The following is a 23,544-nucleotide window of genomic DNA, read 5'->3' on the forward strand; positions in this document are numbered from 1 at the left end:
GGGTTGGGGACGAAGTTCCAAGGTCAAATGGCGGGTGGATTTCCCGGCATGGCTGGCAATCTTTTACGCGGCTTCTTGTGCGGCGCGGTTGCAGGTGCCACCTTGCTGGTAAGCACAGGAGGTTCCGATGAGCGATATTCTCGACAAGCGCAAATTCTACATCGACGGCAAATGGGTGGACCCGGTTGCCGCGAATGATCTGGAGGTGATCGACCCCTCGACGGAGGAGCCGGTGGCGGTAATCTCGCTTGGCGATCAGGCGGATACGGATGCGGCGGTCGCGGCAGCAAAGCGCGCCTTTGAGGGCTGGTCGCAGACCTCCAAGGAGGAGCGTCTGGCATATGTCGAGAAGATCCTTGAGGTCTACCAGAAGCGCGCCGACGACATGGCATGGGCGATCACGCATGAGATGGGCGCGCCCGCCGATCTGTCGGCGCAGGCGCAGGTGATGACCGGCATTGGCCATATGGCGAATTTCATCAATGCGTTCCGAGATTTCGAATTCGTTCGTCCGCTGGGTCCGCAAGCCCCCGGCACGATGATCGCGTGGGAGCCGATTGGCGTGGTCGGGCTGATTACGCCTTGGAACTGGCCGATGAATCAGGTGACGCTGAAGGTGATCCCGGCGCTTCTTGGCGGCAATACGATGGTGCTGAAACCGTCCGAGATTGCGCCGCTTTCGTCCATGCTGTTCGCGGAGATCATGGATGAGGCCGGGGTTCCGGCGGGCGTGTTCAATATGGTCAATGGCGACGGTGTGGGTGTGGGCACGCAGCTTTCGGTGCATCCGGATGTGGAGATGATCAGCTTCACCGGCTCCACCCGTGCGGGCATTGCGATTTCCAAGGCGGCGGCGGACAGCCTGAAAAAGGTGGCGCTTGAACTTGGCGGCAAGGGAGCGAATGTGATCTTCGCCGATGCCGATGATCAGGCCGTGGTCCGTGGCGCGCGGCATTGCTTCCAGAACTCCGGGCAGAGTTGCAACGCGCCGACCCGGATGCTGGTGCAGCGCGAGATCTACGATCAGGCTGTGGAGACGGCGAAAGAGGTTGCAGAAAGCACCAAGGTTGCCAGCGCGCATGAGCACGGCAAGCATATCGGTCCGGTTGTGTCCAAGAAGCAGTGGGACCAGATTCAGGGGCTGATCGAGACCGGCATTCACGAAGGCGCGCGGCTTGTCGCGGGCGGGCCGGGTCTGCCGGAAGGGGTGAACCGTGGGTATTTCGTGCGCCCGACCGTGTTTGCCGACGTGAATAACGATATGACGATTGCGCGGCAGGAAATCTTCGGCCCGGTCCTGTCGATCATTCCCTTCGAGGATGAGGAAGAGGCGGTACGGATCGCCAACGATACCGATTACGGGCTGACCAACTATGTCCAGACCCGGGACGGCGCGCGGCGCAACCGCATGGCGCGGAAGCTGCGGGCCGGGATGGTCGAGACGAATGGCGAATCGCGCGGGCCGGGCTCGTTCTTCGGCGGTATCGGCCGGTCGGGCCGGGCGCGCGAAGGCGGCGTCTGGGGGATCGAGGAATTCATGGATTCGAAGGCCATCAGTGGCTGGGACAGCGACGCCTGACCGAAAATATTTTTTGAAAAATTCGCCCGTCCCGTTCGCTGAATGGGGCGGGCGTTTTCTATCGAAAATAGTCGGAAAACGGTCTTTTGAAGAAATTCAGGGGCTTGGCTATCCTAGCGAAAATGTCGGGATCAGAAGCCAAGTAAACTTATCAACTATTTGATTTTATTGATAAAAATCTTGAATCCCGGCGCAGGCTGGACTATATTCCTGTCATCGAAAGGGGAAACCGCCCCGCAGCAATGACCCAAGGGATTTTCGCCCTCAGGCAAATAAAGGAAGACTATGATGGCTAACAGCTCCTGCTCCGATTGCGCCTTCTTTGAAGATCACAAGGCGAATAGCGAAGTTAATCTCGACGATGCCGGCCTGTGCCGCTTCAACCCGCCCGTGACCCAGCCGACCGCCGACAAGCGCGGCCTGTGGCCGGTGGTGAAGTCGAACGACTGGTGCGGTCACTTCGACGCCGCATAAGGCCAGATGCCACCCAGGTAGCGAGCCGAAACGGCCAGTTACCCAAGGCAGCAAGAATATCGCCACCAAGGCAGCCAGCATCACGCCAGCCACCGAGGACGCGAGAACGGGAAGGGACGGCTCAGGCCGTCCCTTTTTGATTTGCGGATCGCTTGCGACGCTCGGGCAGGATCAGCCCCAGCTCACCTCGGCCAGGAAGATATAGCCTGCGCCGTAGATGGTCTTGATGAGTTGCGGGTTCTTGGGGTCTTCGCCCAGTTTGCTGCGCAGCCGAGAGATGCGGACATCCATCGCCCGGTCAAAGCTTTCGCCGCCCGCGCCGCCCAGGGTTTCCAGCATCTGCCCGCGAGAGATCAGGCGGCGCGGATTGTCGAGGAACATGCGCAGCACCTCGGCCTCTGCATGGCTGATCGGGGTTTCGGTTCCGTCCGGCGCGATCAGGGCGTAGCGGTCGAAATCCGCGCGCCATCCGGCGAAGCTGGCGGTGCTGCGCTGACCGGGGCGGTTCTGTGCGGCCGGGCGGCGCAGGCGGGCGCGGATACGGGCGACGAGTTCCGCCGGTTCAAACGGCTTGATGATGTAGTCGTCGGCACCGAGTTCCAGCCCGGTCACGCGGTCCTGAACCTGCGCGCGGCCCGAGACGATGATGATCGCCGCGCCGGATTCGGTGGCGAGCCGGTGAACGAGGGCCAGCCCGTCGCGATCCGGCAGGCCGAGATCCACCAGACAGGCATCGGGGGTGATATTGCGTAGCGCCGCCTCGAATTCCGTGGCGCGGGCGAAGCTCATGGTGCGGAAACCGGCAGCGTCCAGCGTGTCGGACATGATCCGGCGGATGTCGGGTTCGTCTTCGAGAATGGCGATCAGCGGGGCGTCAGTCATGTGTTACCTGTGTAAATGCCGCCGCCAGCGTGGCCGCGTCGAAGGGTTTGTTCAGAACCGGCCCGGTGGCGCTGTCGCGCAGCGGATCGCCGGGGGGAAGTGCGGTCATCAGGATCAGCGGCGGCCCGGACGGGGTGGCAAGCTCGCTGCCCAGCCCGTCACCCAGTTGCAGATCCGACAGGATCACCGTCAGACCGGGCAGGTCCGCCAGCCCCTGTGCCTCTGCCAGCGAGGCGGCCTCGATCACCGAATGGCCCAGCCGGATCAGCATCTGGCGCAGCATCTTCCGCAATTCGCTGTCATCCTCGGCCAGCAGCACCATTTGCGGGCGTACGGGTCGAAGCGGCAGGCGCAGCCGGGCGCGGGCACCGGGTCCGTCCTCGCGGTTCGACAGGCGCAGCGTCCCGCCGGCGAGCTTGGCCTGATCGAACACCATCGCAAGGCCAAGGCCGGAGCCTTGCCCCTGCTTGGTCGAAAAGAACGGCTCGGTGGCGCGGCTGAGGGCTTCGGGCGAGAAGCCGGGGCCGGTATCCGCGATCTCCAGCTCCAGCCACGGTGCTGCGGCGCGGGCGCTGAGCGTGATCTCGCCGCCCTTCGGTCCCATTGCGTCACGGGCGTTCAGGATCATGTTGAGCAGCGAGTCCTGCACATGGCCGGGATCGAGCATCAGCCGTTCCTTGGGCAGATCGGCATTGAGCGTCAGCCGGGCGGAGCCGCCGACCGTGGCTTTCGCCATCTCCACAACGTCGCGCAGCAAATCCTGAAGGCGGATCGGTGCCAGTGCCGTGCCTTGCGGGGCGGCGATCTGGCCGATCCGTTCAAGCAGCTCCACCCCGCGACGCGCCGCCGCCAGTGTGGCCTGCACATCGGCATGCGCCTCAAGCGGCAGCCCGGCATGGGTCAGCCGGTCCTGGAGCCCGAGGATCACGGTCAGCAGATTGCCGAAATCATGGGCGAGACCGGAGGTGATCTTGGCGGCGAGTTCGCGGCGCGAGGCGTGCGTCAGGGCCTCCCGCACCTCGACCTCGGCGGTGACATCGGTCGACAGGATATAGACCCCGTTTCCGGCGCGGTCCGGCGTCAGGGCGATGCGGATGCGGCGGCCCGACTCCTCATGCGTCATCTCGAACACCTGATGACGGCCAGCGAGCGCGAGGTCCATGTAAGGGCGCACGACGGCGAATGTGGTGGTGCCCAGCACCTGATCGCCGGTCAGCCCGACGATGTCGGGCCGGGTGCCGGGAAAGACCTGCGGCATCTGCCGGTTCGAGAACACATAGCGATAGTCGCGATCCATATGGGCGATATGGGCCGGGATCATTTCCGTCACCTGCCTTGTGCGGGCCTGGGTTTCGGTGACGACGCGCTTGGTTTCCTGAAGCGCCGTGATGGTCGCGGCGAGTTCGCGGTTGGCGGCGGCGAGGCGTTCGGCGTTTTCAAGCACCTGCTCCGAAAGTTCTTCAGAGCGGGCGCGGAGCAGCGTTTCCTGACGTTTGGTTTCGGTGATGTCGGTATAGACCGCGATCCAGCCGCCCTGGGACAAGGGCGCGCCCTCGACCGAGATCCAGCTTCCGTCCGGGCGCTGGCGTTCCAGATAATGCGGCTGGAAGGTGCGGGCTTGCTCGACACGGATGCGCACGGCCTCGTCCGGGTCGTCCTGGGGTCCGTATTCGCCGCGCAGCACCATATGCCGGATCGTGTCTTCGAAATAGGTGCCGGGCAGGCAGAGATTGTCTGGCAGGCCGAACATCGCCTGATACTGGCGATTGGCGACGGCAAGCCGCAGGTCGGAATCGAAAATCGACAGGGCCTGTCCGATCAGGTTCAGGCCGGATTGCATCAGCTCGGCCCTTGAATTGCTGGCGATCATCTGGTCCTCCCTGCTGCTGGTTAGCATCCTGAACCGGCTTCGGGAAGCGCGTTAGAATTCGTTAGATTTCAGAAAAATTGCGGAAATACTCTCGGTTGAATATGCGATTGTCAGAGGCGGGCAGGAGGGCTTGCCGACGATGAGGGACGGCCCCGTTGCGGGACCGAAACCGGGAGGAAACATGGCCGAGCTTGCCGCGCCCGCCGATACGGGTCTGCAATCCATACCTGCGCTACTGGCGCGAAATGCCGATAGATACGGCAATCGTCCGGCCTATCGCGAAAAAGAATTCGGCATCTGGCAAAGCTGGACATGGGCAGAGGCGGCGGAGGAAATCCGCGCCCTTGCGCTCGGCCTGCTGGTGCTGGGGCTGAAGCCGGGCGATCATGTCGCGATCATCGGGCGCAACCGGCCGATGCATTACTGGTCCATGGTCGCCGCACAGATGTGTGGTGCGGTGCCGGTGCCGCTTTATCAGGACGCCGTCGCCGAGGAGATGGCCTATGTGCTGGGCCATTGCGGCGCGCGTTTCGTGGTCTGCGGCGATCAGGAGCAGGTGGACAAGGTGCTGGAGGTGCAGGCGATGCCCGACGCACCCCGCTCGGTCGAGCAGATCGTCTACACCGACAAGCGCGGCATGCGGAAATACGATCACACCAAGATGAACGCGCTTTCCGATGTGCAGAAAGAGGGCCGGGCCGCCGATATCCGTCTTGGCGGTGAACTGGATCGCCGCATTGCCGGGCTGGATTACGACAGCACCTGCGTGATGCTTTATACGTCGGGAACAACCGGCAAGCCCAAGGGCGTGGTGCTGTCGAACCGCAATATCATCGAGACGGCGAAGAACACATCCGAGTTCGACGGGCTGAACAATCATGACGAGGTGCTGGCCTATCTGCCGATGGCCTGGGTCGGCGACTTCATCTTCTCGATGGGGCAGGCGATGTGGACCGGCTTCACCGTGAACTGCCCGGAAAGCGCGGCCACGATGATGACCGATCTGCGCGAGATCGGGCCGACCTATTTCTTCGCCCCGCCTCGGGTGTTCGAGGGGCAGTTGACGAATGTGATGATCCGCATGGAGGATGCGGGCCGGATCAAGAAATGGCTGTTCGACCACTATATGAAGGTCGCCAACCGCGTCGGTCCGGCGCTGCTGGATGGCGAGCCGGTCGGGTTCGCGGACAAGCTGGCTTACGGGCTGGGCAAGATCTTCGTCTATGGCCCGCTGAAAAACACGCTCGGCTACAGCCGCATTCGCGTGGGCTACACGGCGGGGGAGGCGATCGGGCCGGAGATCTTCGATTTCTACCGCTCGCTCGGGATCAACCTGAAACAGCTTTACGGCCAGACTGAAGCCTCGGTGTTCATCACCCAGCAACCGGACGGGCAGGTGCGCTCTGACACGGTCGGGGTACCCTCGCCGGGGGTCGAGGTCAGGATCGCCGATAATGGCGAGGTGTTCTACCGCAGCCCCGGGACTTTCGTCGAATATTACAACAATGCGGAAAGCACCGCCTCGACCAAGGATGCTGAGGGCTGGGTGGCCACGGGTGACGCCGGTTTCTTTGAAGAAAGCAGCGGCCATCTGCGCATCATCGACCGCGCTAAGGATGTCGGAAAAATGGCCGATGGCAGCATGTTCGCGCCCAAATATGTCGAGAACAAGCTGAAATTCTATCCCAATATCCTTGAGGCGGTCGTGATCGGCAATGGCCGCGCCGAATGCACGGCGATGATCAATATCGATCTGAGCGCAGTCGGCAACTGGGCGGAGCGGAACAATATCGCCTACGCCTCCTATCAGGAGCTGGCCGGTCATCCGCAGGTCTATGCAACCATCAAGGAGCATGTGGAGGCGGTGAATGCCTCCGTCGCTGAGGATGAGATGCTGGCGGGCTGTCAGATCCATCGTTTCCTTGTCCTGCATAAGGAGCTGGACCCGGATGACGGCGAAATGACCCGGACCCGCAAGGTCCGCCGGGCTGTCATCAACGAAAAATTCGCCGATCTGGTGACTGCGCTCTATGACGGCTCGGACAGTGTCTACACGGAAACCGAGGTCACTTACGAGGATGGCCGCAAGGGACAGATCAAGGCGACGCTGAAAATCCAGCCGGTCGAGGTCTTCGGGATCGAACAGCAGAAGGTGGCAGCGGAATGAACCAGATGCAGGATCAGGAAGGCTACACCACGGCAGATGGCCGCAAGATCGGCGGCGTGCTGATGGATCTGCGCAATATCACGCTGCGCTTCGGCGGGGTGGAGGCGATCAAGAATATCAGCTTCGATATCCACGGCGGCGAAATCCGGGCGATTATCGGGCCGAACGGCGCCGGTAAATCCTCGATGCTAAACGTGATCTCGGGCTTCTATGTCCCGCAGGAGGGCGAGGTCTGGTTCAAGGGCTACAAGCGCGGGCCGATGAAACCCTATGAGGTTGCGCGGCTTGGGATCGCGCGGACCTTCCAGAACATCGCGCTGTTCGACGGCATGACGGTGCTCGACAACATCATGACGGGTCGGCTGAACAAGATGAAGGCCGGGCTGCTGACGCAGGCGCTCTGGTGGGGTCCGGCGGAGCGCGAGGAAATCGAGAACCGCGAGCAGGTCGAGAAGATCATCGACTTTCTGGAAATCCAGAATATCCGCAAAACCCCTGTTGGCCGGCTTCCCTATGGGTTGAAGAAGCGCGTGGAACTGGCGCGGGCGCTTGCGGCGGAACCGCAGATCCTGCTGCTTGACGAGCCGATGGCCGGGATGAATGTCGAGGAGAAGGAGGACATGTCCCGCTTCATCCTCGACGTGAACGACGAATTCGGCACCACCATTGCCCTGATCGAACATGATATGGGCGTGGTGATGGACCTGTCCGACCGCGTGGTGGTGATGGATTATGGCCGCAAGATCGGCGACGGCACCCCTGACGAGGTCCGCAACAATCAGGACGTCATCGATGCCTATCTGGGGGTGGCCCATGACTGATTTCGAAAAGATTTCCGTGAAAGGAGCCCGCTGATGGAGCAGTTTTTCTACGCCTCCGAGGTGTTCATCAACGGGCTGATGACCGGGGTGATGTACGCCCTTGTCGCGCTCGGTTTCGTGCTGATCTACAAGGCATCTGGCGTGTTCAACTATGCGCAAGGCGTGCTGGCGCTGTTCGCGGCGCTGACGCTCGTCGGCATCATGGAAGGGCAGGTGCCGTTCCGCCATATCATCAACGCGATCTTCGGTACGCATCTGGAGAATTTCGGCTGGACGGTCGGCCCGGTGCTGGCGATCCTGCTGACGGCGGGTGTGATGGTGCTGCTGGCGATCCTGATCGAGAAGCTGGTGCTGCAACATCTGGTCGGGCAGGAACCGATCATCCTGTTCATGGCGACGATCGGTCTGGCCTATTTCCTCGAAGGTCTGGGCGACGTGATGTGGGGCGCCGATATCAAGACGCTGGATGTCGGGCTGCCTCAGGGGATTTCTGAGAGCATCGAGACGGCGACGTATAACCTCTTCGGCTATGGCTTCTTCATCGACCGGCTGGATATCTGGGCCACGATCATCGCAGCGCTTCTGGTCGCGGCATTGGTGGCATTTTCGCAATACACCAAACAGGGCCGTGCAATGCGTGCTGTGGCGGACGACCATCAGGCGGCGCTGTCGGTCGGCATCTCGCTGCAATTCATCTGGATCATGGTCTGGTCCATCGCCGGGTTCGTCGCACTGGTCGCCGGGATCATGTGGGGCACGAAATCGGGCGTGCAGTTCTCGCTGTCGCTGATCGCGCTGAAGGCGCTGCCGGTGCTGATGCTGGGCGGTTTCACCTCGATCCCCGGCGCGATTGTCGGCGGGCTTATCATCGGTGTGGGCGAGAAGCTCTTCGAATTCTGGGTCGGCCCGCTGGTCGGCGGCGCGACGGAGAACTGGTTCGCCTATGTTCTGGCGCTGATCTTCCTCGTCTTCCGGCCCCAAGGCCTGTTCGGCGAGCGCATTATCGAGCGGGTGTGACCATGAGATTGCCTCCGGCGGGGATATTTATGCCAGGGCGAACCCCGCTGCCTGAATTCAGCCTGGCGCAAATATCCTCCGGGGGTCCGGGGGTGGAAAACCCCCGCTGCGGCGGAAGATACCGGGAGGATCAGCATGTTCTATCGTGAGGCGGGCGATTTCAAGACGAGCTATTGCGACGATGGCCAGACCTTCCCGATCAAGCTGGACCGGATGGGATATTACGTCATCCTCGGTGTGGCGGCGATGGTGGTGCCCTTTGTCATCAATGATTACTGGGCAAGCGCGGTTCTGCTGCCGTTTCTGATCTACGCGATCGCCTCGATCGGGCTGAACATCCTGACCGGTTATGCCGGGCAGGTCAGCCTCGGGACGGGCGGGTTCATGGCGGTCGGGGCCTATGCGGTCTATAAGCTGATGACGGCGTTTCCCGAAGTCAGCGTCCTGATCCATATTCTGCTGGCGGGCGGGATCACCGCAATGGTCGGGATCGCCTTCGGGCTGCCGAGCCTGCGGATCAAGGGGTTTTACCTCGCCGTGGCGACACTGGCGGCGCAGTTCTTCCTTGTCTGGCTGTTCAACAAGGTGCCGTGGTTCTACAACTATTCGGCATCCGGTCAGATCACGGCACCTGAGCGGACCGTGCTTGGCTGGGCCGTGACCGGGCCTGCGGCATCTCCGGCGGCGAAATATCTGGTCTGCCTGCTGTTCGTGGTCTTCGCGGCCTGGGTGGCGCGCAATCTGACGCGCGGCATGGTCGGACGGAAATGGATGGCGATCCGGGATATGGATATTGCCGCCGAGATCATCGGGGTGAACCCGCTGACCGCCAAGCTGTCGGCATTCGGGATCAGCTCTTTCTTTGTCGGCATTGCCGGGGCGCTGCTGTTCGCCGTCTATCTGGGCGCTGCGGAAGTGACCGAGGCCTTCGGGATCAACAAGAGCTTCCTTGTGCTGTTCATGGTCATCATCGGCGGGCTCGGCTCCATCTTCGGCAGCTTCGCTGGCGCGGCCTTTCTGGTCCTGCTGCCGGTCCTGCTGAAAAACCTGCTGGTTGGCGCGCTTGGCTGGCCGACCGACCTGGCGGCGCATATCGAATTGATGATCGTCGGCGCGCTTATCATCTTTTTCCTCATCGTCGAACCGCACGGGCTGGCCCGGTTGTGGCAGCTGGTGAAGGAGAAACTGCGGCTGTGGCCGTTCCCGCATTAACGACAGAACCGGGCTGAACCCGGCCTCAAACAACTCTGGGAGGAGATTGAGAATGAAACTGAAACTCGCAGCACTGGCCGCAACCAGCATGATGGTGGCCGCCCCGGCACTGGCCGATCTGGTCGTCCCGCATCTGTCCTACCGGACCGGTGCATATGGCGCGAACGGCACGCAGTATGCCGACGGGTTCAACGATTATTTCACGCTCCTGAACGAACGCGATGGCGGCATCGGCGGCGAGGTGATCCAGGTGCCGGAATGCGAAACCGCCTATAACACCGAGAAGGGCGTCGAATGCTATGAATCGCTGAAGGCCGACGGGCTGGTGTTCAACCCGCTCTCGACCGGGATCACCTATCAGCTTATCCCCAAGGTCGCCGTTGACCAGAAGGTGCTCTACACCCCCGGCTATGGCCGGACCTCGGCCAAGAACGGCACCGTGTTCGAGTGGGTCTTCAACGCGCCCGCAAACTACTGGGACGGCGCTTCGGTGGCGATCAAGTATCTGCTGGAGGAAAACGGCGGCGATCTGAGCGGCAAGAAAATCGCGCTCATCTATCACAACTCCGCCTATGGCAAGGAGCCGATCCGCACCCTGACCGATCTGAGCGCGAAGCACGGTTTCGAACTGTCCGAAATCCCGGTCGAGGCACCGGGGCAGGAGCAGAAATCGCAATGGTTGCAGATCCGCCGTGACAAGCCGGATTATGTGCTGATGTGGGGCTGGGGCGTGATGAACCAGGTCGCCATTCAGGAAGCCGCGAACATCCGCTTCCCGATGGAGAATTTCATCGGCATCTGGTGGGCCGGCTCGGAGATCGACGTGCTGCCTGCGGGCGAGGGGTCGAACGGTTACAAGGCGATCACCTTCAACGGTGTCGGCATGGATTATCCGATCTATGACGACATCAAGACCTATGTGCTGGACACCGGCAAGGCCAGCCAGGGCGGCGAGCATGTCGGCTCCGCGGTTTATTCGCGCGGCATGTATGCGGCCGTGGTGATTGCTGAGGCGATCCGCAAGGCGCAGGAACTCGCCGGGACATCCGCCATCGATCCGTCGCAGCTTCGCGAAGGCTTCGAGAACCTGCAGATGACCGATGAGCGGCTGGCGGAGATCGGTCTGCCCGATTTCGGCCCGGCTTTCGAGATGACCTGCGAGAACCACGGCGGCAACGGTATGGCGCGCATCCAGCAATGGGACGCGGCGGCCAAGCAATGGAACCTGATCACCGACTTCATGGAGCCGGATAACGAGGTTCTCGACCCGCTGATTGCCGAAGATTCGACCGCCTATGCGGAAGAAGCCGGGATCACCCCGCGGGACTGCTGAGACGACACTCAACCCCGGCGGTCACCGCCGCCGGGGCCTGACGCCCGAACCGAGGATGCACCATGCTGGACAGCACACCGACACAGGAAAACCTGCTCGAAGTGAACAATATCGAGGTGATCTATAATCACGTCATCCTCGTGCTGAAGGGCGTCAGCCTTTCGGTGCCCAAGGGCAGCATTACCGCGCTTCTGGGCGGCAATGGCGCGGGCAAGACGACGACGCTGAAGGCGATCTCCAATCTGCTGGCGTCGGAACGCGGCGAGGTGACCAAGGGCAGTATCGTCTATCGCGGCGACCGGGTTGCCGATCTGAACCCGGCAGCTCTGGTCAAGAAGGGCGTCATTCAGGTGATGGAAGGCCGCCACTGCTTCGAGCATCTGACGGTGGAGGAAAACCTGCTGACCGGCGCTTACACCCGCAGCGACGGTGCCGCGGTCAAGCAGGATCTGGAGATGGTCTACGAGTATTTCCCGCGTCTGCGTGAACGCCGGAAATCGCAGGCCGGGTATACGTCAGGCGGCGAGCAGCAGATGGTCGCCATGGGCCGCGCCCTGATGAGCCGGCCCGAAACGATCCTGCTGGACGAGCCGTCAATGGGGCTTGCCCCGCAATTGGTTGAACAGATTTTCGAGATCGTGAAGGCGGTCAATGAAGGGGAAGGGGTGACCTTCCTGCTGGCCGAGCAGAATACCAATGTCGCGCTGCGCTTTGCCCATTACGGCTATATTCTCGAAAATGGCCGGGTGGTGATGGACGGGGCAGCCAAGGAGTTGCGCGAGAACCCGGATGTGAAGGAATTCTATCTCGGCATGTCGGATGAGGGCCGCAAGAGCTTCCGCGACGTGCGCAGCTACCGCCGCCGCAAGCGTTGGCTGTCCTGAGCGGATTTTGGGTAACGGGACGAAAGTGTCAGGAGGACGCGATGCCGGGGTTTTACGACGAGCTTGAGACGCGCAGCGCCGAAGAACGCGCCGAGTGGCTGGGGGATGCGCTTCCGGCGGCGATAGGCCGCGCGAAAACCGCGCCCGCACTTGCGCGGTTGCTGCGCGATGTCGATCCGGCGTCGGTCCGGGACCGGGAGGCGCTGTCGCGGCTGCCGGTGATCCGCAAGGCCGAACTGACCGAGGCGCAGAAGAAAAACCCGCCCTTCGGTGGCTTCGCCACCCGCCTCGCAGCCGAGTTCGATCACATCTTTCAGTCCCCCGGCCCGATTTATGAGCCGGGTCGGCGTGACGCCGATTGGTGGCGGCTTGGCCGGTTCCTGCATGCGGCGGGCGTCGGTCGGGGCGACATCGTGCAGAATTGCTTTGCCTATCACCTGACCCCTGCCGGGATGATGTTCGATTCCGGTGCCCGTGCCGTCGATGCGGCGGTGCTGCCTGCCGGGACCGGGCAGACGGATTTGCAGGTCAGGGCGGCGGCGGATATCGGTTGTACGGTTTACGCCGGAACGCCCGATTTCTTGAAGATCATTCTCGAACGCGCGGACGAGTTGGGGGAGGCGCTGCCGATCACGCGCGCGACGGTTGCGGGCGGCGCGCTTTTCCCGTCCTTACGCGAATTTTATGCAGCGCGCGGAATTTCGACCCTGCAATGCTATGCAACGGCCGATCTCGGCAATATCGCCTACGAAACCGAGGCGATTGACGGGATGGTGGTTGACGAAGGCGTGGTGGTGGAAATCGTCCGCCCCGGCACCGGCGACCCGGTCGCGGATGGCGAGGTCGGCGAGGTGATCGTCACCACGCTCAACCCCGATTATCCGCTGGTGCGCTTCGCCACGGGCGATCTGTCGGCGGTCCTGCCGGGGGCCTCGCCCTGCGGGCGGACCAATATGCGCATCAAGGGCTGGATGGGCCGCGCCGATCAGACGACCAAGATCAAGGGCATGTTCGTGCGCCCGGAACAGGTCGCCGATTTCGTCTCCCGCCACCCCGAAATCGCCCGCGCCCGTGTGATCGCCGACCGGGAGGGGGAGATGGACGCGATGACGGTTCAGGTTGAAAGCCCGCGTGACGCCAATGGTGAATATGCGGCCTCAGTGGCCGAGGCGCTGAAACTGAAGGGCCGGGTCGAGGTGGTGCCGCCCGGAACCCTGCCCAATGATGGGCTGGTGATCGAGGACCGGCGCAAATACGACTGAGCGGCGGCGCTACAGCAGATCCTGCAAAATCGGGATCAGCGGCAGATCCGCTGGCGGCATCTCATATTTGCGCAGATCCTTCGCATGGACCCAGCTGAGCCTCTGCCCCTCCTGCGGGGCGGGGATGCCCTGCCAGCGGCGGCAGGCGAACAGCGGCATCAGCAGGTGAAAATCCGGATAGGCATGGCTCGCAAATGTCAGCGGGGCAAGGCAGGAGGCATGGGTGTCAATCGCCAGCTCCTCCTTCAATTCGCGGATCAGGGCGGCTTCCGGCGTCTCCCCCGGCTCGACCTTGCCGCCGGGGAATTCCCAAAGGCCCGCCATCGACTTGCCTTCGGGCCGCTGCGCCAGCAGCACCCGGCCATCGACATCGATCAGCGCGACCGCCGCGACCAACACCATTTTCATCGGCATATCTTCATCCTGGCAACAATATCCCGCGGGGTGCGGGGGCGCGCAGCCCCCGCTTGCGGCTTATGATCGGTAATCGGCGTTGATGTCGATATACCGATGGGTCAGATCGCAGGTCCAGACGGTGCGGCTGAACGCGCCCATGCCCAGATCGACGCCCAGCACCAGCCGGTCGCGCTTCATATAGGCACTCGCCTCCGCCTCGCTATAGGAGGGCGCGCGCCAGCCGTTTTCCGCGACCACGATATCGCCGAAGCGAATGGTCAGCCGGTCCCGGTCCGCCGCCGCGCCCGATTTGCCGACGGCCATGACCACGCGGCCCCAATTGGCGTCCTCGCCCGCGATGGCGGTCTTGACCAGCGGGGAGTTCGCAATCGCCATCGCGACCTTATGCGCGTCCCGGCGGTTTTCAGCCCCGGTCACCTGCACCTCGACGAATTTCGTGGCACCTTCGCCGTCCATGACGACCTGCTGGGCCAGATCGAGCATGACCTCGCCCAGAGCCTTGTTGAAGCCGCGCGCATCTTTCGAGCGCAGATCGTCGATTGGCGCGGCCGGGGATTTGCCCGTTGCGGCAAGGATCAGCGCGTCGGAGGTCGACGTGTCGCTGTCCACCGTGATCGCGTTGAAGGTATCGTTGACCTGCTTCGACAGCAGCTTTTGCAGATGCGCCGGTGAAATCTTCGCATCGGTGAAGATATAGACCAGCATCGTTGCCATATCCGGGGCGATCATGCCGGAGCCTTTTGCGATCCCGGCAATCTGGATCGGCCCGCTTTCGGTCTCGACCGTCGCGGCGGCCCCCTTGGCGAAGGTGTCGGTCGTCATGATCGCGTCAGCTGCGGCTTTGGCACCGTTCTTGTCCAGCCGGGCGGTCAGGTCGCCGATCACGGCGGTGATGCGCGACACCGGCAACGGCTCCCCGATCACCCCGGTCGAGGATGAAAATACCCGGCTTGCTGGTACGGCCACGGCCTCCGCGACCGCTGCCGTCACCTGATCGACCGCTTTCTGACCTTCCGCGCCAGTGAACGCGTTGGCATTGCCGGAGTTCACGATGATCGCCGCGCCCTGGCTGGTGTCCTGCGGACCAGACAGTTTTTGCTGACAATCCAGCACGCATGCGGCGCGCGTCGATGACCGGGTGAAGACCCCGGCCACAGACGTACCGGGCGCCAGCCGGGCGAGCATCACGTCGGTGCGCCCCTGATACTTCACCCCCGCAGCGGCGGAAGCAAACTCCACCCCCGCGATCACGGGAAGCGCGGGAAACTCAGCCGGGGCCAGCGGCGAAATCACCGAACCGCTCTTTGCAGCAGATGCTTTCGACGCTTTCAAAGATTTCTTCGTGGCCTTCTCGACCTTCGACGCCTTGAGCTTGGCGGCTTTCTTCTCGCCGCTCTTCTTTTTTCCGGCCTTCTTCTTCTCGCCCTTGCTGTCGCCCTTTGCCATCAATTGATCCCCAATACGTCCTGATCGAGCAGGCTGGGCTCCAGCCCCTCGGTCTTTTCGATCGTGGCCTCGCCTGCAATGCGCTCGATCTCGGCGCTGACGCGTTCGCGGCGGATCTGCTGGATCAGCGGCTCGCGGATTTCCTCAAGCGTCGGCGGGACGACGTCGCGGGTTTCGTTCAGCTTGATGACATGCCAGCCGAATTGCGACTGGACCGGCGCTTCCGAGGTGGTGCCGGGTTCCATTTCGCCGACCGCCTCGCTGAATTCCGGGACCATCCGGTCGAGCGTGAACCAGCCCAGATCGCCGCCATTCTGGGCCGAACCGGGATCGGTAGAACGCTCTTCCGCCAGCACGGCGAATTCGGTGCCGTTTGCGAGTTCTTCGATCACGGCATTCGCCGCCTCTTCGGATTCCAGCAGAATGTGATCGGCATCATATTCGACCTGCGGATCGTCGGCTGGGAAGGCTTTGGCATATTCGGCCTGAATTTCTTCATCGGTCGGCTCGAAATCCGCCATGCGTTCCATTGCGGCACGGACCAGATAGTCGCGGCGCATATTGGCGAGATTGGCGTTGTCGAGCGCGGTCAGCTCCCCTTCCGCGGTGCTGGCAACGGCGGCTTGCTGGATCATCTCGTCAAGCAGGAGGTTCCACAACTCTTCCGCCGGCATGGCAGAGGCTTCCGCCGGGATATTCTGACGCAGGGCCGCCATTTCGCCCAGTGTGATCTCGGTGCCATTGACGGTTGCGACAACGGTCGAGGCATCGGCATCCTGTGCCAGCGAGGGCGTGGTGCCGAGGGCGAGGATCAGTGCGGCAGCGGAGGCGGTACGTTTCAACATGATGAATTCCCATTGATCGGCCCCCCTGACGTGGTTGTTTAAAGGGGGCAAGCGTTGACACTGCATGGACGCGGGCATACATCCGGCGCAACCGAAAAGGCGCGCCCGCGTCGTTTAATCCCTGCACTGTTACGGCAGGACGGACGGTCCGGGCAAGGGGCCGTGGCCCGCAGCCTTCCTGAAACGAGACGGCCGGAGTGTTCATGCTGGGTCTAGGTAATATTGCGAAGAAGGTCTTTGGGACGCCCAATGACCGCAAGGTGAAATCGGTGCGTCCGCTGGTGACGAAGATCAATAATCTTGAGCCGGAGGCCGAGGCCCGCTCTGACGAAGAGTTGATCGCAAAGACCCGCGAATTGCAGGATCGGTTCCAGAAAGGCGAGACGCTGGATGTGCTTTTGCCCGAAGCCTTCGCCAATTGCCGTGAGGCGGCGCGCCGTGCGCTTGGGCTCAGGGCCTTCGATACCCAGCTTCTGGGCGGGATTTTCCTGCATCAGGGCAATATTGCGGAGATGAAAACGGGTGAGGGCAAAACCCTCGTCGCGACCTTCCCGGCCTATCTGAACGCGCTGTCGGGGCGTGGCGTCCATATCGTCACCGTCAACGATTATCTGGCCAAGCGGGACGCCGAATGGATGGGCAAGGTGTTCGCCGCACTGGGCATGAAAACCGGGGTGGTTTATCCGCACCAGCCGGATGAGGAGAAACGCGCCGCCTATCAGGCCGATGTGACCTACGCGACGAATAACGAACTGGGCTTCGACTATCTGCGCGACAATATGAAATCCAGCGTCGAACAGATGGTGCAGCGCGATCACTACTACGCCATCGTTGACGAGGTCGACTCGATCCTCATTGATGAGGCGCGGACGCCGCTGATCATCTCCGGCCCGTCTCAGGACCGCAGCGAATTGTACAAGTCGCTGAACGAATTCATCCCCGAACTGACCGGGGAAGACTTCAAGGTCGACGAAAAGACCCGTAATGCGACCTTCACGGAGGAGGGGAACGAGAAGCTGGAACATCTTCTCGCCGCTGCGGGCGTGTTGCCGCCGGGCCAGACGCTGTATGATCCGGAATCCACAACCATCGTGCATCACGCCAACCAGGCCTTGCGGGCGCATAAGCTGTTCCAGAAGGATCAGAACTATATCGTCCAGAATGGCGAGGTTGTGCTGATCGACGAATTCACCGGCCGGATGATGAAGGGCCGCCGCCTGTCTGACGGTCTGCATCAGGCGATCGAAGCGAAAGAAGGCGTGGCGATCCAGCCGGAAAACGTGACGCTGGCCAGCGTGACCTTCCAGAATTACTTCCGCCTTTACGAAAAGCTGTCCGGCATGACCGGCACTGCGGCAACCGAGGCCGAGGAATTCGCCGATATCTACAAGCTCGGCGTGGTCGAGGTGCCGACCAACCGCCCGATTGCGCGGGTTGACGAGCATGACCGCGTTTATCGGACTGGCGATGAAAAATACGCCGCCGTTATCGAGGCGATTCAGGAAGCGCATGGAAAAGGCCAGCCGATCCTTGTCGGGACCACCAGCATCGAGAAATCGGAAATGTTGTCACAGATGCTGGACAAGGCTGGCATCAAGCACAACGTCCTGAACGCCCGCCAGCACGAGCAGGAAGCCTATATCGTCGCCGAAGCCGGCAAGCCCGGTGCTGTGACGATTGCGACGAACATGGCCGGTCGCGGCACCGATATTCAGCTTGGCGGCAATGTCGAGATGAAGGTGATGCAGGCGCTCGACGCCGATCCGGAAGCGAACCCCGACGAGCTGCGCGCGAAGATCGAGGCGGAACATGCCGCCGACAAGGAGCGCGTGATCGGCGCGGGCGGGCTGTTTGTTCTGGCGACCGAGCGCCACGAATCCCGCCGCATCGACAACCAGCTTCGCGGCCGCTCGGGCCGTCAGGGCGATCCGGGCCGTTCGCTGTTCTTCCTGTCGCTTGAGGACGATCTGATGCGGATCTTCGGGTCGGAGCGGCTGGACTCCGTGCTGTCCAAGCTGGGCATGAAGGAAGGCGAGGCCATCGTTCACCCGTGGGTGAACAAATCGCTGGAACGCGCACAGGCGAAGGTCGAGGGCCGCAACTTCGACATCCGCAAGCAGTTGCTGAAATTCGACGACGTGATGAACGACCAGCGGAAGGCGATCTTCAGCCAGCGCCGCGAGATCATGGACAGCGAGGAGGTCGGCGAGATCGCCGCCGATATGCGCCATCAGGTCATCAACGATCTGGTCGATCAGCACATGCCCGCCCGCGCCTATGCGGAGCAGTGGGATACGGACGGGCTCAACCGGGCCGTGGCCGAGACGCTGAACATGAACCTGCCGGTCATCGACTGGGCGGCGGAAGAGGGCGTCGATCAGGAGACCATTGGCGAGCGTCTGGTCGAAGCCACGGACAAATATATGGCCGAGAAGGAAGAAACCTTCGGCGCCGATACGATGCGGCAGATCGAAAAGCAGATCCTTCTGCAGTCCATCGATCAGAAATGGCGCGACCACCTGCTGACGCTTGAGCATCTGCGCTCTGTGGTTGGCTTCCGCGGCTACGCGCAGCGTGACCCGCTGTCGGAATACAAGACCGAGAGCTTCCAGCTTTTCGAGGGTCTTCTCGATGGGCTGCGAAGCGACGTCACCCAGCAACTCTCGCGTATTCGCCCGCTGACGGATGAAGAACGCGAACAGATGCTGCGCCAGCAGCAGGTCCAGCAACAGCAGGCAGCACAGGTAGATGCCACGCCGCCCCGCCAAACGCCGGATGCCGGGCCGGGCTTCGACAAGGACGACCCATCCACATGGGGCAACCTGTCGCGCAACGATCCCTGCCCCTGCGGTTCGGGCATGAAATACAAACATTGCCACGGCAAGCCGGTCTGACCGACCGGCGTTAAGGCTGCGGTTACCGGAACTCGGATTGGATATTTAAGCCAGGCTGAAAGGCGCAAGCCTTCACACTGGTGTAAATATCCCGGGGTCCGGGGCAGCGCCCCGGTCTGTATCTGCCAATTCCTTGCGCATCACGATGGCATTGACCCCGCGAGCATAGTAGTTGGGCCGTTCTCCGGCGCTTTGCCAGTTGGCGCGGCGGTATAAGCTCTGTGCGGGCCGATTGTCGCTTGCGACCTCCAGAAATGCGGTTGCCGCGCCCCTTGCGCTTGCATCGGCCTCGAACTGTTCGAGCAGAAACAGCCCCAGACCTTTGCGCCGCGCCTCGGGGAGGACGGCTATGGTGAGCAATTCGGCTTCGTCAGCAACCGCCCGCCCGAGTGCAAAGCCATGACTGTCAGGGATGAGGAAGATCATGCCGTCCTGCAGCAGATCCGAAAATTCGCGCGCGCCCCACGGCCGGGGGCGTTTGAAGCATTTCGCATGGATCTGCGCCAGAAACTCCGGGCTCATGGAAGCATGACCGGCCCACGCTCGCGCGAAGGTGCTGCGTCTGCGGGGCGCAGGTAGAGCGGTGCCGGCCTTGGTTGCGGTTCGTCGGCCTGCTCCCGTGCGATACGGGCTGTGCCTTCGGCAATGGTCACGATTGGATCGGCGACTGGTGGTCCGGGCGGAAGGCTGGTGATCTCACCTTGTTGGGGGCTGGACGGGCCAACGCCGAAATCCTGCCAGATGGCTTGATCGCGCCGCCCGGGTATGACGATCCGGCAAGGCCGGGACAGGCCAAAGGCGAGCGCTTCGGTCGCGCTGACCCCGATTGCCGGAATGCCCAAAGACAGCGCCAGCCCACGCGCGGCGGCGACGGAGATACGGATGCCGGTGAAATTGCCCGGGCCCGTTCCGACGCCGATCAGGCTCAGATCGCGCCATTGCGCATTTGCGGATGCCAGCAGCTCCTCAAGCAGCGGGAACAGCCGTTCGGCCTGTCCCTTGCTCATCTGCTCCAGCCGCGTTGCGATAACCCTGTCGCCTGACAGCAAAGCGGCCGCGCAATGCGCGGCCGATGTGTCGAAGCCGAGCGTCAGCGCATCAGGCAATCGGACGAACCTCGGTTACTTCTGGGATATAATGTCGCAGCAGGTTCTCGATCCCCATTTTCAGCGTCATGGTCGAGGACGGGCAGCCCGCGCAGGCCCCCTGCATATGCAGATAGACAACGCCGCGGTCGAAGCCGTGGAAGGTGATGTCGCCGCCATCCTGCGCAACGGCGGGGCGTACACGGGTGTCGAGCAGTTCCTTGATCTGGTTCACCACCTCGGCGTCTTCGCCGTCATGGTCTGCGTGGCCGACTTTTTCGGCACTGCCGGTCATCACCGGGGCGCCGGACTGGTAATGCTCCATGATCGCGCCCAGCAGGGCGGGCTTGATGTGATCCCATTCCCGGTCGTCCTGCTTGGTCACCGTCACGAAATCGGCCCCCAGAAACACCCCGGTGACGCCGCCGGTGGCGAAGATGCGGCTGGCCAGCGGCGAGACGGCGGCTTCGTCAGCCGAGACGAAATCCACGGTGCCCTCGTCCAGAACCGGCTGGCCGGGCAGGAATTTCAGGGTTGCGGGGTTCGGCGTGGTTTCGGTCTGGATAAACATGGGCATGCTCCTTTGCGGAATCATATGGGCTTCATACGATCTTCGGTCAAGCACTGTGATGGCCGATACTTGCCGTGCGGGTGGACGATTAGGTCAGGAGATCGCTTCGAGTCGTTCCCGCGAAATATCGCCGGGGACGAGTGTAACCGGACAGGGAAGCTTGCCCAGATCGCGCAGAAGCCGCGAGACGATTGGCCCGGGGCCGTCATTGCCGCCGCTGGCACCCAGGACCAGAACGCCGATTTCGCCATCCTCGTCGATCTGGGCCAGAATTTGCACTGTCGGCTCGCCTTCCCGAATGACCAGTTCCGGATCGACGCCCTGATTGTCGCGCATCCATCGGGAGAAGACCTGATACTCGGACGCGATCCGGTCCTCGGCCTCCTGCCGCATCAGATCCGCCACGCCGATACCGTGCTGAATCGCGTCCGGCGGGATGATTGCAAGGACGACAACCCCCGCTGATGTTCGCGATGCGCGCATTGCCGCGAAACGCATCGCATTCTGACATTCCGGGGATTCATCCATAACTACCAAGAATTTACGCATTTTTCGCCTTAATAAATCTGATGACGCTAGGCTATAATCTGCCCAATTTGAGGGAAACGGGCAACAGTTCGTGCCAGCCGCTTTATCTTCGGTTAACCAGTGGGATGCAGTATGTTATGCATTCCCGTACCGGGCATGATACTTGGTTCCGCGCAGCGACACTTGCCAACGAGGGCTGTTTTTTTGACGATCCAACAGAACTGGGAGACAGTCGAGCATCGCGATGCCCTATCCGCCGGAGAGGTCTGGGGCCTTGACGCGCAACAGGCCGATCACCGTTTCTACAGAAAATATGCAAAACGGGCAATTGACCTGGTTCTCGCGATCCTGCTGCTGGTCGTTCTGTTCGTGCCGATGCTTGTCGTCGCGGCACTCTTGCTGGTCACTCAGGGCCGCCCGCTGATCTATTCCGGGCATCGGATGAAAGCCCCGGGCGAACATTTTCAGCAGTATAAATTCCGCACCATGATGCGCGCGGAGGAGGATCGCGGGGCGACCGGGGCCTATAAGAACTGGCGCATCACCCGGCTGGGCGGTTTCCTGCGGCGGACCCGGATGGACGAATTGCCGCAGCTCATCAATATCATTCGCGGCGACATGAGTTTCGTGGGGCCGCGCCCGCCCTTGCCGGAATATGTCGAGCGTTTCCCCTCGCTCTATGCCGCGGTGCTGAAGGCGCGTCCCGGTGTGACCGGCCTCGCGACGCTGATCTATCACCGGCATGAAGACAAGATCATGTCGCGATGTGATTCCGCCGAGGAAACCGACCGCGCCTATTATGCCCGCTGCCTGCCCACCAAGCTGCGGATCGAGTTGATTTATCGCCGGACAGCCTCGCCCACGCTGGATATGTGGATCATGTGGAAAACCCTGCTGGCGCTGATCCCCGGATGTGACCGTCCGCGCAAACGCCGGGGCCGCTGATTATTCCGCAGTGGCCGCCGCGCCGTTGAGCGGAACCGTGGAGATCGACATTTTCGCAGACCCTTCCGTCAGCTCGTTCGCATGGGCCAGATAGATCAGGACCTGATTTTCCTCGTCATAAATCCGCTTCACCCGCAGCGATTTGAACACCAGCGAGCGGCCTTCGGAAAACACGTCCTCGCCATCTTTCCGACGCGATACCTCGCCCAGCCGGATCGGGCCGGTCTGGCTGCACTCGATCGCGCTGTTGGAGGGGTCCTCGAACCAGTTTCCCTGGCTGAGCCGGTCGATCATCGAGCGGGAGAAATAGGCCAGATGGCAGGTCACGCCCTCGACCTGCGGATCATGGATTGCCTCGATGACGATGTCATTGCCGACCCAGTCGACGCCGATCTTGGCGACCTCTTCCGCGCCGACGGGTGCCGCGGTGCAAAGCGCCATCGCTGTGAACAGTCGTTTCATCTTACCTCTCCAGTCCTGCAGGCCGCGTTGGTTTCCCGGGATGATACAGATTGCAGCGCCACGGGTCCGCATAAACAAAGATAGTTCCGGCCCGATCTACAGCGTCGGCCCGGGCGTCATCAATTCTGCATCTTCCGTGCCCAGAAGCCAGACCCCGTCCCGATCCAGCCGAATGGCCGAGAGCGGGCGGCCATATCCGGCACCGCTGTCGATATTCACCCGGTTTCCGTAATGTGTCGCTTTGCGCAGCGGCGTATGACCGTGGATGACCAAGGCACCGTGATCGGCAGTGGAGTCGTGGAACGGGTTTCTGATCCACATAAGATCAATGGGCGACTGCGCTGCCAGCGGGATACCCGGCCTGATGCCGGCGTGGACGAACAGGAATCCGGGCTCCTGCATGTAAAGCGGTAAGCGATCCAGAAAATCCGCATGCTGCTGTGGAACGAGACGCCGCGCCCGGTCCTGAACCTCGTCAAAAGGCAGGCTCCGCGCGTCGGGAATACCGTATGAGGCGAGCGTGGTCTCCGCGCCGTGGTTCAGCTCTTCGGTCCAGAGTGGCGGGTTTGGGGGATCGCTCATCCCTTCATCCCTGAGCAGACGCGGCAGCTCGATGTCGTGATTGCCCTTCACGCTGTGCCAGTCGCGGCCAGCCGCGATCCCGTCGATCAGATATTCGATCACGCCGCGCGAATCCGGGCCGCGATCGATCAGATCGCCCAGATGGATGATCCTTGCGTCGGTGCCGCCGTCGCGTTCGATACGAAGATGCGCCTGTTGCAGTTGCTCAAGCTGGCCGTGCACATCGCCGATGGCATAAAGCCTTGGTCCGTCGGAGCTTGTCATACGC

The 23,544-nt window shown here is 62.1% G+C and carries 22 protein-coding genes; 11 read left to right on the forward strand and 11 right to left on the reverse strand.

Annotation, left to right across the window (positions count from 1 at the left end; all coding sequences use genetic code 11):
- The first annotated feature begins 136 nt into the window (after nucleotides 1-136).
- Nucleotides 137-1,579, forward strand: coding sequence for an aldehyde dehydrogenase family protein (locus PAF12_RS00650; RefSeq protein ID WP_271109616.1), 1,443 nt, complete (start codon nucleotides 137-139; stop codon nucleotides 1,577-1,579).
- 288 nt (nucleotides 1,580-1,867) lie between these two features.
- A complete protein-coding gene (locus tag PAF12_RS00655) occupies nucleotides 1,868-2,053 on the forward strand; it encodes a hypothetical protein (protein WP_271108099.1) in 186 nt (61 codons plus the stop codon).
- 171 nt (nucleotides 2,054-2,224) lie between these two features.
- On the opposite strand, the gene PAF12_RS00660 is transcribed toward PAF12_RS00655, so the two are convergent.
- Together PAF12_RS00660 and PAF12_RS00665 are read right to left on the reverse strand one after the other, a co-directional pair.
- Complete coding sequence (locus tag PAF12_RS00660; protein WP_271108100.1) at nucleotides 2,225-2,935, reverse strand: response regulator transcription factor; 711 nt, start codon at nucleotides 2,933-2,935, stop codon at nucleotides 2,225-2,227.
- Nucleotides 2,928-4,805, reverse strand: coding sequence for a PAS-domain containing protein (locus PAF12_RS00665; protein ID WP_271108101.1), 1,878 nt, complete (start codon nucleotides 4,803-4,805; stop codon nucleotides 2,928-2,930). The genes PAF12_RS00660 and PAF12_RS00665 overlap by 8 nt, the downstream gene beginning before the upstream one ends.
- Nucleotides 4,806-4,986: 181 nt before the next feature.
- On the opposite strand from PAF12_RS00665, the gene PAF12_RS00670 reads away from it, so the two are divergent.
- The 7 genes from PAF12_RS00670 to PAF12_RS00700 all read left to right on the forward strand — a co-directional run bounded on the left by PAF12_RS00670 (nucleotide 4,987) and on the right by PAF12_RS00700 (nucleotide 13,501).
- Entirely contained in the window at nucleotides 4,987-6,972 is a 1,986-nt protein-coding gene (locus PAF12_RS00670) for an AMP-binding protein (protein WP_271108102.1), read from the forward strand.
- 5 nt (nucleotides 6,973-6,977) lie between these two features.
- Entirely contained in the window at nucleotides 6,978-7,793 is an 816-nt protein-coding gene (locus PAF12_RS00675; RefSeq protein ID WP_271109617.1) for an ABC transporter ATP-binding protein, read from the forward strand.
- A 30-nt stretch (nucleotides 7,794-7,823) separates the two neighbouring features.
- Complete coding sequence (locus tag PAF12_RS00680) at nucleotides 7,824-8,810, forward strand: branched-chain amino acid ABC transporter permease (RefSeq protein WP_271109618.1); 987 nt, start codon at nucleotides 7,824-7,826, stop codon at nucleotides 8,808-8,810.
- A 135-nt stretch (nucleotides 8,811-8,945) separates the two neighbouring features.
- A complete protein-coding gene (locus tag PAF12_RS00685; protein WP_271108103.1) occupies nucleotides 8,946-10,022 on the forward strand; it encodes a branched-chain amino acid ABC transporter permease in 1,077 nt (358 codons plus the stop codon).
- A 52-nt stretch (nucleotides 10,023-10,074) separates the two neighbouring features.
- Entirely contained in the window at nucleotides 10,075-11,355 is a 1,281-nt protein-coding gene (locus PAF12_RS00690; RefSeq protein ID WP_271108104.1) for an ABC transporter substrate-binding protein, read from the forward strand.
- Nucleotides 11,356-11,417: 62 nt separating this feature from the next.
- Nucleotides 11,418-12,239: an ABC transporter ATP-binding protein gene (locus tag PAF12_RS00695; RefSeq protein ID WP_271108105.1), complete on the forward strand. Its 822-nt coding sequence runs from the start codon at nucleotides 11,418-11,420 to the stop codon at nucleotides 12,237-12,239.
- Between the two features lie 41 nt (nucleotides 12,240-12,280).
- On the forward strand, nucleotides 12,281-13,501 hold the full coding sequence (locus PAF12_RS00700) for a phenylacetate--CoA ligase family protein (RefSeq protein ID WP_271108106.1): 1,221 nt from the start codon (nucleotides 12,281-12,283) through the stop codon (nucleotides 13,499-13,501).
- A gap of 9 nt (nucleotides 13,502-13,510) precedes the next feature.
- Here the strand turns inward: PAF12_RS00700 and mutT are convergent, their stop codons facing one another.
- The 3 genes from mutT to PAF12_RS00715 form a co-directional block, all read right to left on the reverse strand.
- Nucleotides 13,511-13,909 (reverse strand): 8-oxo-dGTP diphosphatase MutT, encoded by a 399-nt coding sequence (gene mutT / locus PAF12_RS00705; protein WP_271109619.1) that lies wholly within the window; start codon nucleotides 13,907-13,909, stop codon nucleotides 13,511-13,513.
- Between the two features lie 66 nt (nucleotides 13,910-13,975).
- Nucleotides 13,976-15,364 carry a bifunctional glutamate N-acetyltransferase/amino-acid acetyltransferase ArgJ gene (gene argJ, locus PAF12_RS00710; protein WP_271108107.1) on the reverse strand — a complete coding sequence of 463 codons (1,389 nt, stop codon included), beginning with the start codon at nucleotides 15,362-15,364 and terminating at the stop codon, nucleotides 13,976-13,978.
- Complete coding sequence (locus tag PAF12_RS00715) at nucleotides 15,364-16,209, reverse strand: peptidylprolyl isomerase (RefSeq protein WP_271108108.1); 846 nt, start codon at nucleotides 16,207-16,209, stop codon at nucleotides 15,364-15,366. The genes argJ and PAF12_RS00715 overlap by 1 nt, the downstream gene beginning before the upstream one ends.
- Before the next feature lie 203 nt (nucleotides 16,210-16,412).
- On the opposite strand from PAF12_RS00715, the gene secA reads away from it, so the two are divergent.
- Entirely contained in the window at nucleotides 16,413-19,103 is a 2,691-nt protein-coding gene (gene secA / locus PAF12_RS00720) for a preprotein translocase subunit SecA (protein WP_271108109.1), read from the forward strand.
- A 72-nt stretch (nucleotides 19,104-19,175) separates the two neighbouring features.
- On the opposite strand, the gene PAF12_RS00725 is transcribed toward secA, so the two are convergent.
- The 4 genes from PAF12_RS00725 to PAF12_RS00740 all read right to left on the reverse strand — a co-directional run bounded on the left by PAF12_RS00725 (nucleotide 19,176) and on the right by PAF12_RS00740 (nucleotide 21,308).
- Nucleotides 19,176-19,625, reverse strand: coding sequence for a GNAT family N-acetyltransferase (locus tag PAF12_RS00725; RefSeq protein ID WP_271108110.1), 450 nt, complete (start codon nucleotides 19,623-19,625; stop codon nucleotides 19,176-19,178).
- Nucleotides 19,622-20,209 carry a tRNA (adenosine(37)-N6)-threonylcarbamoyltransferase complex dimerization subunit type 1 TsaB gene (gene tsaB, locus PAF12_RS00730; RefSeq protein ID WP_271108111.1) on the reverse strand — a complete coding sequence of 196 codons (588 nt, stop codon included), beginning with the start codon at nucleotides 20,207-20,209 and terminating at the stop codon, nucleotides 19,622-19,624. The genes PAF12_RS00725 and tsaB overlap by 4 nt, the downstream gene beginning before the upstream one ends.
- Complete coding sequence (locus PAF12_RS00735; protein WP_271108112.1) at nucleotides 20,202-20,759, reverse strand: NifU family protein; 558 nt, start codon at nucleotides 20,757-20,759, stop codon at nucleotides 20,202-20,204. Before PAF12_RS00735 ends, tsaB begins: the two co-directional genes overlap by 8 nt.
- Before the next feature lie 93 nt (nucleotides 20,760-20,852).
- Nucleotides 20,853-21,308 carry a universal stress protein gene (locus PAF12_RS00740; protein ID WP_271108113.1) on the reverse strand — a complete coding sequence of 152 codons (456 nt, stop codon included), beginning with the start codon at nucleotides 21,306-21,308 and terminating at the stop codon, nucleotides 20,853-20,855.
- Between the two features lie 183 nt (nucleotides 21,309-21,491).
- Here PAF12_RS00740 and PAF12_RS00745 point away from each other — a divergent pair, with 183 nt between their 5' ends.
- Complete coding sequence (locus PAF12_RS00745; protein WP_368045151.1) at nucleotides 21,492-22,232, forward strand: sugar transferase; 741 nt, start codon at nucleotides 21,492-21,494, stop codon at nucleotides 22,230-22,232.
- On the opposite strand, the gene PAF12_RS00750 is transcribed toward PAF12_RS00745, so the two are convergent.
- A complete protein-coding gene (locus PAF12_RS00750; protein WP_271108114.1) occupies nucleotides 22,233-22,694 on the reverse strand; it encodes a CreA family protein in 462 nt (153 codons plus the stop codon).
- A 96-nt stretch (nucleotides 22,695-22,790) separates the two neighbouring features.
- Nucleotides 22,791-23,540, reverse strand: a complete 750-nt coding sequence (locus tag PAF12_RS00755) for a metallophosphoesterase (protein ID WP_271108115.1) — start codon at nucleotides 23,538-23,540, stop codon at nucleotides 22,791-22,793.
- Nucleotides 23,541-23,544 lie beyond the last annotated feature (4 nt).

The organism is Paracoccus sp. SCSIO 75233, from assembly GCF_027912675.1.
Taxonomy (GTDB): Bacteria; Pseudomonadota; Alphaproteobacteria; order Rhodobacterales; family Rhodobacteraceae; genus Paracoccus.

Coding starts and splice junctions, on each gene's coding strand:
- PAF12_RS00660 (WP_271108100.1), bottom strand. CDS start 2,935: ATGACTGACGCCCCGCTGATCGCCATTCTCGAAGACGAACCCGACATC.
- PAF12_RS00665 (WP_271108101.1), bottom strand. CDS start 4,805: ATGATCGCCAGCAATTCAAGGGCCGAGCTGATGCAATCCGGCCTGAAC.
- PAF12_RS00700 (WP_271108106.1), top strand. CDS start 12,281: ATGCCGGGGTTTTACGACGAGCTTGAGACGCGCAGCGCCGAAGAACGC.
- PAF12_RS00675 (WP_271109617.1), top strand. CDS start 6,978: ATGCAGGATCAGGAAGGCTACACCACGGCAGATGGCCGCAAGATCGGC.
- PAF12_RS00725 (WP_271108110.1), bottom strand. CDS start 19,625: ATGAGCCCGGAGTTTCTGGCGCAGATCCATGCGAAATGCTTCAAACGC.
- PAF12_RS00695 (WP_271108105.1), top strand. CDS start 11,418: ATGCTGGACAGCACACCGACACAGGAAAACCTGCTCGAAGTGAACAAT.
- PAF12_RS00735 (WP_271108112.1), bottom strand. CDS start 20,759: ATGTTTATCCAGACCGAAACCACGCCGAACCCCGCAACCCTGAAATTC.
- secA (WP_271108109.1), top strand. CDS start 16,413: ATGCTGGGTCTAGGTAATATTGCGAAGAAGGTCTTTGGGACGCCCAAT.
- PAF12_RS00670 (WP_271108102.1), top strand. CDS start 4,987: ATGGCCGAGCTTGCCGCGCCCGCCGATACGGGTCTGCAATCCATACCT.
- PAF12_RS00685 (WP_271108103.1), top strand. CDS start 8,946: ATGTTCTATCGTGAGGCGGGCGATTTCAAGACGAGCTATTGCGACGAT.
- PAF12_RS00655 (WP_271108099.1), top strand. CDS start 1,868: ATGGCTAACAGCTCCTGCTCCGATTGCGCCTTCTTTGAAGATCACAAG.
- PAF12_RS00690 (WP_271108104.1), top strand. CDS start 10,075: ATGAAACTGAAACTCGCAGCACTGGCCGCAACCAGCATGATGGTGGCC.
- PAF12_RS00715 (WP_271108108.1), bottom strand. CDS start 16,209: ATGTTGAAACGTACCGCCTCCGCTGCCGCACTGATCCTCGCCCTCGGC.
- PAF12_RS00755 (WP_271108115.1), bottom strand. CDS start 23,540: ATGACAAGCTCCGACGGACCAAGGCTTTATGCCATCGGCGATGTGCAC.
- PAF12_RS00740 (WP_271108113.1), bottom strand. CDS start 21,308: ATGCGTAAATTCTTGGTAGTTATGGATGAATCCCCGGAATGTCAGAAT.
- PAF12_RS00750 (WP_271108114.1), bottom strand. CDS start 22,694: ATGAAACGACTGTTCACAGCGATGGCGCTTTGCACCGCGGCACCCGTC.
- mutT (WP_271109619.1), bottom strand. CDS start 13,909: ATGAAAATGGTGTTGGTCGCGGCGGTCGCGCTGATCGATGTCGATGGC.
- argJ (WP_271108107.1), bottom strand. CDS start 15,364: ATGGCAAAGGGCGACAGCAAGGGCGAGAAGAAGAAGGCCGGAAAAAAG.